The sequence below is a fragment of the Liquorilactobacillus capillatus DSM 19910 genome (assembly GCF_001434915.1).
Classification (GTDB): Bacteria; Bacillota; Bacilli; order Lactobacillales; family Lactobacillaceae; genus Liquorilactobacillus; species Liquorilactobacillus capillatus.
Genome location: NZ_AZEF01000030.1, coordinates 20,271 through 35,707, shown reverse-complemented (window position 1 = coordinate 35,707; position 15,437 = coordinate 20,271). Strand labels below are relative to the sequence as shown.

At 36.1% G+C, this 15,437-nt stretch carries 13 protein-coding genes; all 13 read left to right on the top strand.

Features of this window, described 5'->3' with window-relative positions:
- Positions 1-301: 301 nt before the first annotated feature.
- The 13 genes from FC81_RS07545 to secY2 all read left to right on the top strand — a co-directional run bounded on the left by FC81_RS07545 (position 302) and on the right by secY2 (position 15,435).
- A complete protein-coding gene (locus FC81_RS07545) occupies positions 302-1,363 on the top strand; it encodes a PTS sugar transporter subunit IIC (protein WP_057745173.1) in 1,062 nt (353 codons plus the stop codon).
- Between the two features lie 29 nt (positions 1,364-1,392).
- Positions 1,393-2,052, top strand: coding sequence for an L-serine ammonia-lyase, iron-sulfur-dependent subunit beta (sdaAB, locus tag FC81_RS07540; RefSeq protein ID WP_057745171.1), 660 nt, complete (start codon positions 1,393-1,395; stop codon positions 2,050-2,052).
- 21 nt (positions 2,053-2,073) lie between these two features.
- Positions 2,074-2,964, top strand: a complete 891-nt coding sequence (gene sdaAA, locus FC81_RS07535; protein WP_057745168.1) for an L-serine ammonia-lyase, iron-sulfur-dependent, subunit alpha — start codon at positions 2,074-2,076, stop codon at positions 2,962-2,964.
- Between the two features lie 222 nt (positions 2,965-3,186).
- Positions 3,187-3,924, top strand: a complete 738-nt coding sequence (locus tag FC81_RS07530) for a helix-turn-helix transcriptional regulator (protein ID WP_235804657.1) — start codon at positions 3,187-3,189, stop codon at positions 3,922-3,924.
- Positions 3,925-4,046: 122 nt separating this feature from the next.
- On the top strand, positions 4,047-5,192 hold the full coding sequence (locus FC81_RS07525; RefSeq protein ID WP_057745166.1) for a glycoside hydrolase family 3 N-terminal domain-containing protein: 1,146 nt from the start codon (positions 4,047-4,049) through the stop codon (positions 5,190-5,192).
- Positions 5,193-5,269: 77 nt separating this feature from the next.
- On the top strand, positions 5,270-6,202 hold the full coding sequence (locus FC81_RS07520; RefSeq protein WP_057745163.1) for a zinc ribbon domain-containing protein: 933 nt from the start codon (positions 5,270-5,272) through the stop codon (positions 6,200-6,202).
- A gap of 3 nt (positions 6,203-6,205) precedes the next feature.
- Positions 6,206-7,630, top strand: coding sequence for a zinc ribbon domain-containing protein (locus tag FC81_RS07515; RefSeq protein ID WP_057745160.1), 1,425 nt, complete (start codon positions 6,206-6,208; stop codon positions 7,628-7,630).
- A 560-nt stretch (positions 7,631-8,190) separates the two neighbouring features.
- Positions 8,191-8,565, top strand: a complete 375-nt coding sequence (locus FC81_RS07510) for an MORN repeat-containing protein (protein WP_057745156.1) — start codon at positions 8,191-8,193, stop codon at positions 8,563-8,565.
- Complete coding sequence (locus FC81_RS07505; RefSeq protein WP_057745152.1) at positions 8,555-10,405, top strand: acyltransferase family protein; 1,851 nt, start codon at positions 8,555-8,557, stop codon at positions 10,403-10,405. The genes FC81_RS07510 and FC81_RS07505 overlap by 11 nt, the downstream gene beginning before the upstream one ends.
- A gap of 357 nt (positions 10,406-10,762) precedes the next feature.
- The gene (locus tag FC81_RS07500; RefSeq protein ID WP_057745149.1) at positions 10,763-11,815 is read left to right on the top strand and encodes a tagatose 1,6-diphosphate aldolase; all 1,053 of its coding nucleotides are present in this window, start codon (positions 10,763-10,765) and stop codon (positions 11,813-11,815) included.
- Between the two features lie 310 nt (positions 11,816-12,125).
- Positions 12,126-12,575 (top strand): cupin domain-containing protein, encoded by a 450-nt coding sequence (locus tag FC81_RS07495; RefSeq protein ID WP_057745147.1) that lies wholly within the window; start codon positions 12,126-12,128, stop codon positions 12,573-12,575.
- 575 nt (positions 12,576-13,150) lie between these two features.
- Complete coding sequence (locus FC81_RS07490; protein ID WP_057745144.1) at positions 13,151-14,173, top strand: sugar transferase; 1,023 nt, start codon at positions 13,151-13,153, stop codon at positions 14,171-14,173.
- 26 nt (positions 14,174-14,199) lie between these two features.
- On the top strand, positions 14,200-15,435 hold the full coding sequence (gene secY2, locus FC81_RS07485) for an accessory Sec system protein translocase subunit SecY2 (protein ID WP_083478791.1): 1,236 nt from the start codon (positions 14,200-14,202) through the stop codon (positions 15,433-15,435).
- Positions 15,436-15,437: the final 2 nt, after the last annotated feature.

The following is a 15,437-nucleotide window of genomic DNA, read 5'->3' as shown; positions in this document are numbered from 1 at the left end:
TGTTTTAAAAAAAGGACGAGAGGCTTTTCTATTTACACATAAAATTTGACACTCTCATTTTAATTATATTTTTTGGTTTAAAGTCTATTTAAGTTATATATAAACAGCTTTTTAAAGGGTTGAGGAAAATTATTTTCCTCAACTTTTTTTGTATAATTAAATTTCAATATGATATTAAATTATCATAGTGCAAAAAAAACTTCACGGTGATAGAATTTAAATGTAGAAATAATTATTTATCAAAAAGCATGTGTTTTTATTCACAGCTAGACACAAAATATTTAACTGGGGGGAGATTTTTATGTCAATTGTTGTCGGGGTTTTAGTACTACTTGCTGTAATTGGAATTATGACTCTTTTTACTTTTGAAGCACCTAATGGGAAAAAAGCCGTAGGTGCGTTGTCGGGGGCGGCTTGTGCAACATTCTTACCGCAAGCTTTTCTAAGTTATGCAATTGGAGGCGTTTTTAATGTCGATTTTGCTAGAGAAATAGGTAACATTATGGGATCACTAGGAGGATTAGCAGCAGGAACTCTAGTACCTTTAGCTTTTAGTATTAATCCAGTTTTTGCAGTTTTGATTGGTGTCTCACTTCTAAAAGTAAAATTGTTGCCAGCATTTATAGCTGCATATTTAGTTTCTTTTTTAATCAAAAAAATACAAAAAATTATACCTGATGGTTTAGATTTAATAGTTATAGTTTTAACTGGACCAATATTGGTTAATTTGATTGCTAAAGTTATCTCGCCAGGTGTGTTATTTATATTACATTTAATCGGAAGTTCAGTAACTACGGCTACTCAAGGGAATCCAATTTTTATGGGAGCGATTTTGGGTATGATTATTCCTATCGTAGGAATGACACCGCTATCTTCAATGGTTTTAACTAGTTTAATTGGTTTGACAGGGATTCCAATGGCAATTGGAGCTCTAGGTTGTACAGGAAACTCTTTTTTAAACTTTACATTATTCCGTAAACTTAAGTTTGGAGATTTTTCAACAACTTTGGCTGTAACGATTGAACCATTAACGCAGATTGATATTATTGCGGCTAATCCGATTCCGGTTTTTCTGACTAATGCTATAGCGGGTGCTTTTAATGGAATTATAGTTACACTTTTTGGACTAGTAATAAATGTTACTGGTATGGCGACCCCATGGGCCGGATTAATTGTTGCCTTTGGTTTTAATCCGGTTTTAAAGACTGTAGCAGCTGTGTTGCTAATACTAATAAATAGTACAATTTGGGGTTACTTGGGTAGCTTTGCATTTAGGCATTTTGACATTCATACAGTTAAAGAAATTAGAACGAATACTAAGGCTAGGATTAATGCCAAAACTAGTAGACATACAGTTGCGTAAATTAAGTTTAATTAAAGGAGGATAACATTATGGTAGCAAATTATAAAAGTGTTTTTGATATTATTGGACCTATTATGATTGGTCCATCAAGTTCACATACGGCAGGGGCAGTTGCTATTGGTCGGGCAGCTAACAAGGTCTTTAATGGGTTACCTGAAAAGATAACCGTACATTATTATGAATCTTTTGCTCAGACGCATAAAGGACATGGAACAGATTATGCTATAATTAGCGGAATTTTAGGATTTAATCCAGATGATTCGAGAGTACCTGATGCAATTAATACTGCTAAAAGTAAAGGTATGACGGTTAAATTTATAGAAGAAAAAGAAGATAGTCCAATCAATCATCCTAATACAGCTATTATTAACTTGCAGAGTATTGATAAAGAAATTACTCTTGCCGGTTGTTCAATTGGTGGAGGTACAATTGAAGTTCGTGGTATTAAAATGGATGGGTTTGATATTAAACCTCAAGGACCATTACCAATAGTGCTAATAAAGGGTAATAGTACTGATAAAAAGATAGCTGAAGAAAAACTGAATAAATTAACACAAATTCATAAATTTAATAGATATAGTTCGAGTAACAAGCAAAAACAAATGTTTGAATATGATTTGAGTAGACAACTAAGGGTAGATGAAGTTGCAAAACTTTCTAATAAACTACCAGAATTAATTTACTTATAATTCAAAAAAGGAGCGTTAGTTATGTATGAAAGTGTTAAAGAACTGGTTAAGGATGCCGAAGAAAAAGGACTTAGTATTTCAGAATTAATGATTCAGCAGGAAATTCTTGAAAACCAGGGGACTAGACAGGAAATTTGGCAAAGAATGGAACAAAATTTATTAGTTATGCAGGATGCTGCTAAAAGAGGAGTAACTGGTAAGGGAGTTCACAGTAAAACAGGACTAACAGGTGGTGAGGCAGTATTACTAAAGAAATACCGTCAAGAAAAAACATCGTTATCAGGAGACGTAATGTTAAGTGCTGTTCAGAACGCAATTTCTACCAATGAAGTTAATGCTTCTATGGGAGTTGTTTGTGCTACACCAACTGCAGGATCTTCTGGAACGTTACCAGCAATATTATTTACGATAACTGATCGTTTAAATCTGAGTCATGAACAGATGGTAAGATTTTTATTTACTGCAGGTGCGTTTGGAATGGTGATTGCTAATAATGCAGGTATTGCTGGTGCTACAGGTGGATGCCAAGCTGAAGTTGGTAGTGCTGCTGCAATGGGAGCGGCAGCAGCAGTAGAAGCTGCTGGTGGAACACCGAGACAGTCATCTGAAGCATTAGCAATGGCAATTAGTAATTTACTTGGACTTGTTTGTGATCCAGTAGCTGGTCTGGTAGAATTGCCTTGTGTAAAACGTAATGCTATTGGTGCAGGAAACGGTTTAATATCTGCAGATATGGCATTGGCAGGGCTAACTAATAAAATTCCTGCTGATGAAGTAATTCAAGCGATGGACAAAGTCGGTAAAGGGTTACCCAGAGCGTTACGTGAAACAGGGATTGGTGGAGTTGCTGGGACACCAACTGGTTTAAAATTAAAAATGAAAATTTTTGGAAAAAAAGTAATGGGTGATTAATCTATAGTAATTACTATAAATTAACATGAAACTAGGGCAGAGAAATCTAGCCTTAGTTTTTTTGTAAGTAAATACAATAGATCCTTACTACTATAAATAGAATTTAATGAAAGAATTAGCTTTTTAATCCAATAACATGATAAAATTGTTGAGTTTGACTTTTCTTAAGTGATAAAATATCATTAGTTTATTAATTTTTTTTAATGGGAGAAGGCTTTAATTGTGAATAAGGAACAAGAAATCCGTAATTACATTAGAAGTTTTATACCGATGGTTGATTTTTTGGCGGAAATTTTAGGGAAAACAAGCGAGGTAGTGTTAAATGATTTAACCGACCTGGACCATTCAGTAATTGCGATTCGTAATGCTGAGGTTTCAAAAAGAAAAATAGGTGATCCAGCTACAAATCTAGCTTTAAGAACTATGCAGGCTGGTAAAAAGGAAAAAGATCAGTTTTTAGCGAATTACGAAGGAGTTTCTCGTGGTGGACATAATTTGCGTTCGTCGACGTTCTTTATCCGCTATCAGGGCGAGTTAGTTGCAATGATTTGTATAAATACAGATGATAGTATTTTCGATAAGCTAAAAGGACTAGTTGACAAAATTGTGGTTGATTATAAGCATTTAGAAACAAAAGATAATTCTTTAACAGTAAATTTATCAACAGTAGCTGGTCGTGAAAAATTAGTGGCAACAAAAGTTGAACCTGAACGTTTAACTTCTAATATCAGTGAATTAGCTAAATCTGAAGTTATAAAAATTTGTGAACAAAAAAACATATCAGTCAATTATTTGAAGCGTGAGGATAAGTTAGAGGTAGTTAGAAGTTTATTTAATCAAGGATATTTTCTTCTTAAAGATTCTGTAGGTGAGGTTGCAGAAATTCTTAAGGTCTCTGAGCCGACTATTTATCGTTACTTACAAATAGTAAAGGTAGAGGCTAAAGGTAGTGGCAAATGAGTATCATTCCATTATAATTATAAGATTGTGAAGATTATCAATTCACAATCTTTTTTTAGCTGTGTTATAATTTCAACTATGTTTTATAAATAAAATAGTTTTTATAAAAAGGTCAGATAAAAATGAAGAAATTATTATTAGTTTTAGGAACAGTGTTAATGGCTCTATGTGTACCGTTAACTACGATAAAGGCTCAAAATAGTGCGCAGAGAGTTACTAACAAACAACTAAGAAAAGTTATTAAGTCGATGACATTACAGCAAAAAATTGCTCAGATGTATATCATCCCGACACAGGGTAACTTGGATAATACAACTGCAATTATTAAAAAGAATCAGCCAGGTGGGATTATCCTTTTTGGAAATGATTTTAAAGAGCAGACAAAGCAGCAGTTTATCACCAATATGCAGAACTACAAGAAACAAGCAGGCCTTTCTTTATTAATTGGGACTGATCAAGAAGGGGGAATGGTTTCACGACTCGAAGCTAATCCACAGTTGACGAATAACCAGACTTTTCCTTCTCCACAACAGCTACATCAAAGCGGTGGAAACAAGGCAGTTGCTAAGGCAGCCGGAGCAACAGCTGCACTCTTGCATTCATTACAGATCAATCTTAATTTTGCACCAGTCGCAGATGTTTCAAGTGATAAAAATAGTTTTATCTATAACCGGACATTGGGCTTGGATTACCAACAGACAGCAGCCTGCATTAAAGATGAAGTCCCAGTGATTCAGAAGAACAACGTCGCGGCTAGCCTCAAACATTTTCCAGGATACGGATCAGCCGGGGACACGCACACGGGGTTTGCCGCAACTGATAAATCAAGCGCAGATTTTGAAAAAAATGATTTTATCCCATTTAAAGCAGGAATAAAGGCCGGAGCACAAACGGTTTTAGTCTCGCATATTCTGGTTAAATCAATTGATGACAAATATCCGGCATCCTTATCACCGCAAGTTCACCAGCTTCTGCGTAAGAAACTGCACTTTAAGAAAGTGATCATCACTGATGACCTAACGATGGGGGCTATTACCAAGTTTGCAGCAGACAAGCATGTTTCAGCAGATTTATTGGCAGTTGAAGCTGGTAATGACATGTTGTTGAGTAATAATTTTACAGATGGTGTCGCAACGATTACACAGGCCGTTAAGGATAAGAAGATTAAAGAAGCACGGATCGATAGTTCAGTTTACCGGATTTTAAAACTAAAAAGGAACCTGGACTTATTAGATCGAACAATGCTTAAGAGTTATCAAAAAAATTAAATAATTTATTTAGATTATTATTTGTGTTATAATTTTACTTTGTATTTATATATAACTTTTTTTTGGGGAGATACATAATGAAACTTTGTCCAAACTGTCATTCAGAGATGGAAGACAATACTAAGTTCTGTACTAAGTGCGGAACGAAACTAAGTACACTTGCGGCACAACAAACTACGGTTAATACAACTACACAGCCGCAGGAAGCTATTCAAAATAATACTGCTAGTTCGCAGGCAAATATGAATAATGCAGAAACACAAAATAATACACAGGGTAAGGCAAATGCACAAGCCAATACTTCGCCAATCGATACACAAGCTTTGCAAAATGCTCTTCAAGGATACTGGACATGGCTGCTTGTATCATGGAAAAGCCCGTTTAAGGCACAGAAGACGACTAAGTATGCTGGTATCTTGACATTATTTTTAGAAAGCTTTTTCTTTACTTTGGGAATCGGACACCTGGCACAAAAAGCAACTTCGGCTGCAACTAATGCTGCTAATAGTTTCATTGGAACTTTTTCCGGTAATACTTCATCGAACTATGCTGGAAGTTATTCGTTAGGAATTGATTTTTACTTTGCTATTATTTTAATTATCCTAGTCGCTGCCGTAGCAATGGTTGGGATTACTTTCTTAATTCACCGGGCAGTGGGCGGAGCCGCAACAGAAACCTTCATTGATTATTTAAATAGGTTAGCCCATTACAGTAGCTCAATTTTAATTTTGAATATAATCTTTTTCTTGATGGCCTTATCTGGTTTCGCGGTAGTATCAATGCTTGTTAGTGCAATCTTATTGCTTGTGGTTGCTGTTATCTGGTCAATAACGATTGTCTGTGGGGTAGTTGTGCTTGAAAAGCCCGGACAACTCGATCGAATTTATGGTGCGATCATCGCTGGGGTTATTTGTGTCATTATCGAGAGTATTGCTATTTCTTTGGTAACTTCTAAGTTAGGTGATACAGCCGGTTCGTTTATCTCTTCTCTCCTAAAAGGAGGTAATTAGACGATGGCAGCAGAGATATTTTGTCCTGAATGTGGAACCAAGGTCGCAGTCGGCGAGGTATTTTGTCCGAATTGCGGACATAAGTTAACACCAATTGCTGTAAAGACTAATGATAATAAGAACGATGATTCAGCTACAGTTACTAACCAAGATGCACAGACGACGATGCAGCGCAGTACACCTATTCCACCGAAGAAACCTGTGAATAAGCAGTTAGTTGGAGGTGTTATTGCTATTATTGTTGTGCTGGTTGGTGGGTGCTTAGGCCTAAAAGACTACTATCAACCTCAAAAGCAACTTGATCGAATGATTACAGCAATGGGTGATTCTGATAAGAACATGGCTAAATATATTAAGACAAATGATCCGACCTTACAGAATAAAATATCTAATAAGAGTGTTAAACCCATGCAAAGATACTTTGAAAGCAACCGTCAGCAACTAGCTGACTTAAAAAGCACACTCCAAGATGGTTCAACATATGATGGAACCTATTCTATTGAGCAAAGCGGTAATGCATGGCTGTTTTTCCCACGGTATAAGATCAATGTTGCGGCTGCATATGTAACGTTATCGACTAATCATGCAGGAGTTGTTTTTTACCAAGATGGTAAGAAGCTAACAACAACATCAAGCTCTAGCTATAGTAAAAAGGTTGGTCCTCTTTTTCCTGGAAAGTATAAGTTTAAAGCCGTTGGCAAGATTGCTGGAAGAAAGCTGGTTAATACTTCAACGAATAAACTTGCTTCAGGATCGCAAGATCTGTCGCTTAAACTCCGGATAGCTACATTTACTGTTAGTGGTAGAAAAGGTGCCACAGTCTACTTGAATAATAAAAAAGCAGGAATATTAAATGATAATGGTAAGTTGAGATTTAAGGATTATCCACTTAGTAATGATCTTCAAGCCTATATTACGCTTCCTGTTGCAGGACAAAACTTAAAGTCTAAGGCAGTTGATGTGAATGATAAATTATCATACGGTTATCATACGATTGCTCCTACATTCAAAGGTGTTGTTGCTAAGTCAGATGCTGAAGACTTACTAGAAAGTGCTTTTTCAGGGGCAGAATCCGGAACAGAAGATTCTTCGACCGCCGAACTTTTTACTGGCCAAGAGAGCAATTCAAGTTACAATGACTTACTGAAGTTCTTCCAGTCATTTAAGAATAATGATAATGTTGATAACTATACTTCTGAAGTTACTAAGGTTAACTCAGTAACGCCAGCAGGTAAGAATAAGGCAACCGTTTCTTATTCAGTTAAGTATACCTTTGATAATAGCGGGGATGCAGGAAGTTCGACCAAGGTCCAGCAATTTACCTATCCTAACGCAGAAATCGTTAAACAAGATGGCGATTATAAAATCAAAACGATTGGTGTTACCCAAGCTGCCGATTGGGAGAAGAATTATTCAGATGATGAATGATCATTTGAGACGTCAAGCTTAGTAATAGAACCAAAAAAGCATTTCCTGAGTTAAGTTATTTTAACTAGGAATACTTTTATTTATGGCAATAGAATTCTTTTAAAATGAATCATAAAGCTATATGTATGACTTTAGCTAAATACTGTGATATATTGATTTTACAACATATAACATATGAACTGCTCCAGAGACTAGGTTATGATAACGCCTAGTTTTTTTTGTGTCTAAAAAGTTCCTTTTTTAAGAGCCACAGCTCTAACTGGTGATAAATGAATCTAAATAGTGGGCTAATAATCAGCAAAGCGTTAAAATTGATAGGGACTCATTACATATAATACGGTTAACTTTGTGTTCTAGTTCACATTCCAGGACGCAAGATAAAATAATTTAATGTAAGGCTTAAAAAAGGGGTGATATATGATATTATTATTGTGGAAAGAGATCCGGCTTGATATCGTTAGTGCTAGAAACTAGGTGAGAAGGCGAGCATTCGTAATGTTTGTTAGCCAAGAGATGTTAGTTGATATGGGTCAAATAAATTAATTGAGGGATTCAGGATTATGAAGATGAGAATAGTTTTTGAGATTGCTGTTGTAGTTTTATTAGTAAGTCTGGCAGGCTTTAGCTTAATGGCAACACGAGCAAAAGAGGGGCGTTATACGCTTGACCACCAGCGGATCGTATATAATGGTGGGATATTAAAGGATAAGTTTAATGGATATGGACGCCTAAGGCTGGCTAGTCATGATCGGTATTCTGGTCAATTCAAGGACGGTCAGTTTTCGGGTGAAGGTGTTTTTAAGTCGCATGAGAGTTGGCAGTATACTGGACATTTTAAGGCCGGTGTTCCTGATGGTAAGGGTGTTCTAACAACAGCTGGACATAAAGAATATCACGGTCTTTTCAAAAAAGGAGAATTAATTCATGCGGATTAAATGGTTTAGCTTCGTCCGAATCGCCGGGTTGGTGTCAGTCTTAACTTACCATTTTTTTAAGGGAGCATACCCAGGTGGTTTTATCGGTGTTGATATCTTTTTCACATTTTCAGGTTTTCTAATTACAGCTTTGATGATCGATGAATTTAACAGAAGCGGTCAGTTTAAGTTATTAGCGTTTTACCGGCGGCGTTTTTATCGGATAGTTCCGCCATTAGTATTATCGATTCTTGTGGTGATTCCCTTGACCTATCTGGTTCGACCTGACTATATTGTTGGGTTAGGCAAGCAGGTTGCGGCAGCACTTGGTTTTACCACTAATTACTTTGAGATTCTGACAGGTGGAAATTATGAGAGCAAATTCATTCCGCACTTATTCGTGCATACTTGGTCACTGGCGGTAGAGATGCATTTCTATATCATTTGGGGATTGTTAATCGCAATTTTTACTAATATTATTAGACGAATGAATTATTCAGAAGTAAAATGTGGATATATCTTGCGTTGGGTGATTGGGTTACTTTCACTGATACTCGCAAGTGAAAGTTTTCTGGCTATGGCCTTCAGTAGTGCTGGCTTAACAGATTATTCACCTGTCTATTTTTCAAGTTTGACACATATTTTCCCATTCTTTGTAGGTGCGATCCTCGCAAGTGTCACAGGAATAAAGTCGGTTACAGCAACATTTGATTGGTCGTTGCGGCGAGCTAATGTTAAAGTGGTCGTTCCATTGCTGTTACTAGTTTTTGCTGCTTTAGGCGCGTTAGGATTTCAATTACAGTTCGCTAACCGCGGAACATATACAGGCGGAATCCTCTTAGCCAGTTTCTTGGCTGCCGCAGCAATTTTATTGGCACGGGTACTGCACGCGGCAACACCGCAAACTGAAGAGCCGCGTTGGGCAACCTTTATTGCGGATATTAGTTACAGCATGTATTTGTATCATTGGCCATTATTTGTTATTTTCTCACAGTTAGTCAGTGTTCCATTAGCAGTATTGCTGACGCTAGCTGTTGGGGTTCCGTTATCAGCATTATCTTATTATATTATTGAACCGTTGATTGCTGGTAAACGACCACGGGCGCTTAGTCCAAACTTCAATCTCGCCCGGTTGGGACAGGTAATTGTTGTTGCGGCAGGGATGCTGCTTATCTTAGCGGGCTATACAATTAAGGCTGCTCCACAGATGACAGGATTAGAACAGCAGTTATGGATCGGCAGTTTAAAACAGTCAGCGGATCAGATGGGGACAACTAAACAAGTCATCATGACAGCCGTTGAAGCTAAAACAACTGCTCAGCATCAACAGAAAGTTGCTTCAATGATCCCTAAGGGTGTTTCAATTATCGGTGATAGTGTAACATTAGGGGCTCGGGATTATCTTAGTGAGCATGTTCCTAATAGTGATGTCAATGCAGCTGGTGACCGAACAATGGATCTAGCGTACCAAGTGATGATGACAGCGCAAAAGAATAAAATCTTGCGGCAGAATGTTGTTCTTTGTATTGGTACTAATGCTTTAGATAACACTAATCAGCAGCTTGAAAAGCTAATTAGCAGTCTTGCACCAGGACACCGTTTGATCTTAGTAACACCTTACGATCAACGGGCTGATCCTAGTTGGAACTCATCTAAGTTAGCGGACTTTGAACGTACATTGCCAGCTAAGTATGATTACGTTACGGTAGCCGATTGGCAGAGTCTGGCTGCCAAGCACCCCGAAGTCTTTAAGGGGACCGATGGTGTTCATTTCGCTGGGCGAATGAGTGGTAACATCATTTACACACAGGCAATCAATGATGGCTTGAAAGCAGCGGAGCAGACGAAAGTCAAGCAATAAAACATAGTGAGTTAAGTATTGATAGTAAGAATTCAGTGCTTCAAAGAAGAGATGGGGTTTATGGATAACATGGTCGATTTAGCCATGTTATTTAACGTTAATGTTTGGTCGCAATAAGAATGCTAGAGAATTTTCTCTGCATACATAAAAACTAAAAAAGTAGTTCTAAGAAATCTATTTTTAACTTCTTAGAACTACTTTTTTTAGTTTTTAAGGGTTTTATTCTAAACCTTATTAGTATGTCTAAAAATCGCTATAAAGGATGACAGCCTCTTTACAACGCAAAAATAAAGTTGTATCATCTAAAACGTAATAGTTACTATTTAAAGCTATTCAAATTATAGGAGGCAGTCAAAAATGGCAAAGAAAAGAATTTCACGAGGCAAGTTCGAGAAATTACAGCAGCTTTCTAATGATCATGGGATTATTGCGGCACTTGCAATCGATCAGCGTGGTTCAATGAAACATATGATGGAAGCAGCTGCTAAGAAAGCCGGTAAGGAATATAATATTGAGATGGTGTATGAATTTAAGGAGCTTGTTTCACAAGTTCTGACAAAACATGTTTCAGGTATTTTACTGGATGAAGAACTCGGCTTCAAGGGAATCAAGTCCAAGTCTCAACAAAGTGGTTTGATCATGTCTTATGAAAAGACAGGCTATGATGTTGCTACTGTGGGTCGCTTTCCAGAATTACTGCCTAACGAAAGTCTGGAGCGTTTGTTAGCTAAAGGTGCTGATGCAGCTAAGGTGCTAGTTTATTACAATCCTAATGATAAGCCAGAGATTAATGACGTCAAGCATGCTTTTTTGGAAAGATTGGGTAATGAAGGTTTAGCAGCTGATATCCCACTTTTCGTAGAGATCGTAACTTATGATGATGCGATTCCAGATTCTAAGAGTGTAGCTTTTGCTAAAGAAAAACCACAATTAGTAATTGACTCAATGAAAGAATTCTCTAAGGAGAAGTATCATATTGATGTCATCAAAACTGAAGTTCCAGTTAATTTTGCCTATGTTGAAGGCTACACTGCAGCAGGTGTTAAGCCGCTTTACACTAAAGAAGAGGCAGCTAAGTATTTTGCTTCTGCAAATGATGCAGTTGATCGCCCATTTATTTACCTTTCCGCAGGTGTCAGTGCTGAGACCTTCCGCAATGAACTAACATTTGCAGGGCAGGCACAAACAAAATACAATGGTATTTTAGGTGGACGCGCAACGTGGTTAGACGGTGTTGAAGTGTATGCGCAAAAGGGGCGTGAAGGCCTAATTGAATGGCTTAATACCCAAGGAAAACAGAATGTCTCTGAATTAAATGATATTCTAAACGAAGGTGCAACACCATGGTACAACTGGTATGGCGGCTTAGATAACATTGAGGTTTTTGATAAGCAAGTCATGAACGATTAGACTGTTATGCAGTGTAAAACTTTGAAACGATCGACGCTGAAAAGATTAACAACTCCTAAAAAATAAAAAAATAAATAACGAGGTACCGTTTCCTCGCGAAGTACTTAAACAGCTTAGTTCACTAGCAGATGAATTAGGCTGTTTTGTTATGTTAGTCGTTATTTAAATTTAATTTCCAGCCATTTTTAACTAACTTTTAGTTCAGTAGAAATAAAACGGATTACGCAATAAATTTATTTGGTGTACCATAAACTAACGTTAGGCAAACCTTTATTTGTGTTATAATAGAGAGCGAAAGGGGACATGAACGATGAAGAAAGAAAAGATTGAAATGAAGGATTATGGTGCTGCTCCATTTGCAGTTGATTTAAAAGCAGCTGCTGAACAAAATGAGAATTACCGGACAACATTATGGACAGGTGACCATTTCCAAGTTACATTGATGGCGATCCCACCACGTGGCGGTGATATCGGGATGGAGATCCACCATGGAAATGATCAATTCATCTACTTAGTTGATGGTGTTGGTCATGTTCAGATGGGGAAAGATAAAGATAAACTGACTGTTGACCGTAAGATTTATCCTGGTGAAGCAATCGTTGTTCCAGATAATACTTGGCATAATGTCATCAATGCTGGCGATACAGTGATGAAGTGTTACTCGATCTACTCACCAGTTAAACATGATCATGGTGTTACTGAAACGACAAAAGAAGATGCTATCGATCAAGAAGGACCATTAGAAGGTACCGGCGAATAAACTGAGTAGATAATGATAAAAAAGTCTTAGAAGAAGTGAACTTTTCATTTCTTCTAAGACTTTTTTGTGTTTATAAGGTACTAAGAATAGAAAATAATCTATTTGTGAATCCGTGTTTACACAGTTTAGTAGTATCAACTCTTCCCGCACTGAATTGATTTGATAAAGTTAAAGACTACATTTAGTTTCGTAGTTTATTTTAATAAAATCTTTTCAGTACGGATATCTTTTTAACCTTGGGATAACTATGTTAGCCGTATTCGTTTTGTCTAGGGACGATATTGAATTCTCTTATAGTGTTGCTCTATATCTCTTAGATAGAGTTAAGTTACTAAATGCTGACCCAAATAACTCTTATTAAATGTTTAAGATAAGAGAAAATGTTTTTGGAATATCAAAGCTAAAAATACATTTAAATAGCTTTTATGCGATATTGAATATAAAATTTAGGTGTATTCATATTAAATTTGTTATACTATTAAGAGTAATATAATAAACTTAATTAGCGAATTATACAAATTCATAAAAATAATGAAAATAATTTATATATGAAGCGAGAGGTAGGGTATTTTAGGTTGAGAATACATATTACGAATCTTTATGGTCAATCGGTAAAAAGTGTAGCTATGATGGCACAAAATACGACTGCAAAAATAGCTGCTGAACTTGGTTTTAATGAGATTGGTATCTATTTCTATGATGTGAAAACAGATAGTGAAGATGAGTTAAGCAGACGAATGGATGGAATATTGTCAGGAATTGCTAATGGCGACATTGTATTTTTTCAAGTCCCTACATGGAATGGGATAACTTATGATAAAGCTTTTATAAAGAAGTTGAAAGCATATCGAGATGTAAAAGTGGCTTTTTTTATTAATGATGTTCCCCCATTAATGTTTGAGTCTAATAGATATCTACTTTCTAAGGTGATTAACTTATATAATCATGCAGATTTGATTATTGTACCTTCATATAAAATGGCAATTTTTTTGAAAAATATGGGAATGACTGTCAAAAAAGTTATCATTCAAAATATCTGGGATTATCCAACAGAGGCGTATTTAGAAGAACCTGTATTGAAAAAATATATAAACTTCATTGGAAGTCCTCAAAAATTTGATTTTGTTAAAAGGTGGAATTACGATATTGCTTTACGGTTATTTGCAGAGAAATCAGATGAACTTAGTGGGAATATTATTTTTGAGGGATGGCAGTACACTACCAATCTAATTTCAAAATTATCTCAAGGTGGTTGGGGACTTGTCTGGTCAGAAGAAAATTACACCAAAACGTATATGGAAATGTGCACTTCATATAAGCTAAGCACCTATTTAGCTGCAGGAATACCGGTGATAGTGCCCAAGGGCATATCAAATGAACAACTTATTAAAGAAAATAACCTAGGTATAATAGTGGATTCCTTGGATGAGATGATTAAAAAAACAGAAAAAATATCAATAGATAATTATCATCAAATGGCTGTAAATGTGCACCGATTTTCTTTTCTGTTGAAAAATGGATATTTTACAAAAAAGACTTTGTTGGATTCTGTACACGCACTTTTACGCGAAAAGACTGATGAAAAGACTAATTTCTAAATGAAACTAAGTTATGGGGTAAAAAATTGTTAGGGATAAAAAAAAATAGGAAACATATTTTTATAAGGAAGGTTTTATGGAGTGGACTAATTTTAATCATATATATGTTCGGAAGGAATATTCCTCTACCTTTTACTAATTATGATGATATATTTCAAAGTTCAAAACAAAGTTTTCTTTTAATTTTATCAGGTGGAGCTACTGGTGCAAATCTATCTCAAATCGCTCTTTTCTCACTCGGTTTAGGGCCTTGGATGTCTGCGATGATTATTTGGCAGCTTTTGGTGATGATCAAACGGTTCAACTTGGATAAATTGAATAAAAAAGAGGCTGATTTTTACAAGAGTTTGATGACTCTTGTGATTGCAGTAATTGAGGCCCTGGGAATGTTGACTGGATTTAGCCTAACTGAAAAAACGTTTTTTGTTTTGAGTTCACTAGTTATTATTATGAGTGGTGGCACATTTTTCTTAGTTTGGTTGGCGAATATGAACAGTGAGTTTGGAATTGGTGGTTCGGTTCTAATCGTTTTTTTTGGAATGATTGGTAGTATGGAAGAAACATTTGTCAGAGTTTTCAAACCAACTTGGGGAAATTTATCATATCCGCTGTTACTGGTAGCAGGAATTCTCCTACTAGCCGTTTTTATAATAGTTATTTCTATAATATTTGAGAAATCTGAATATAGGATCAAAATTAATAGGATATTGGTCAATAATAGCTTAGGAAATCAGGTATATCTGCCTATAAAATTAAATCCTTGTGGTGCAATAGCTGTAATGTTTGGATTATCGATTCTAATGGTTCCAAATTATATCATCCAACTTCTTACTGGTGTTTTCCCCAGCAATAACATTTTATACTGGCTCTCACAACACATTGGTCTCAGCTCTTATTTTGGTGTTTCATTATATGTTGTTACACTTTTCGGACTGTCTTTTATTTTTGGTTCAATAAATGTGGATGCGGAAAGAATTGCGGAGAATTTTAGAAACAGTGGTGATTATATTAACGGTTATCGCCCTGGAAGATCTACACGGGATTACTTACAAACTTATGTTAACCAACTTTCACTTATAGGAGCGCTCTTTAGTAGCTTGATTGCTGGCGTGCCTCTCTATGTTGGAGTTGTTTATCCTAGCTATTCTGCAGTTTTAATGATGCCAGGCTTTCTGATGATGACGGTAGGAATGATGTTGACGGTCGAAGAACAGGTAAAGGCAATTAAGATATTGCATAACTATAAGGAAATATTTGAATAAGC

Excerpts from the sequence above, each read along its gene's own strand:
- FC81_RS07495 (WP_057745147.1), top strand. The coding sequence starts at position 12,126 with ATGAAGAAAGAAAAGATTGAAATGAAGGATTATGGTGCTGCTCCATTT.
- FC81_RS07545 (WP_057745173.1), top strand. The coding sequence starts at position 302 with ATGTCAATTGTTGTCGGGGTTTTAGTACTACTTGCTGTAATTGGAATT.
- FC81_RS07500 (WP_057745149.1), top strand. The coding sequence starts at position 10,763 with ATGGCAAAGAAAAGAATTTCACGAGGCAAGTTCGAGAAATTACAGCAG.
- FC81_RS07505 (WP_057745152.1), top strand. The coding sequence starts at position 8,555 with ATGCGGATTAAATGGTTTAGCTTCGTCCGAATCGCCGGGTTGGTGTCA.
- FC81_RS07525 (WP_057745166.1), top strand. The coding sequence starts at position 4,047 with ATGAAGAAATTATTATTAGTTTTAGGAACAGTGTTAATGGCTCTATGT.
- FC81_RS07510 (WP_057745156.1), top strand. The coding sequence starts at position 8,191 with ATGAAGATGAGAATAGTTTTTGAGATTGCTGTTGTAGTTTTATTAGTA.
- FC81_RS07520 (WP_057745163.1), top strand. The coding sequence starts at position 5,270 with ATGAAACTTTGTCCAAACTGTCATTCAGAGATGGAAGACAATACTAAG.
- sdaAA (WP_057745168.1), top strand. The coding sequence starts at position 2,074 with ATGTATGAAAGTGTTAAAGAACTGGTTAAGGATGCCGAAGAAAAAGGA.
- FC81_RS07515 (WP_057745160.1), top strand. The coding sequence starts at position 6,206 with ATGGCAGCAGAGATATTTTGTCCTGAATGTGGAACCAAGGTCGCAGTC.
- sdaAB (WP_057745171.1), top strand. The coding sequence starts at position 1,393 with ATGGTAGCAAATTATAAAAGTGTTTTTGATATTATTGGACCTATTATG.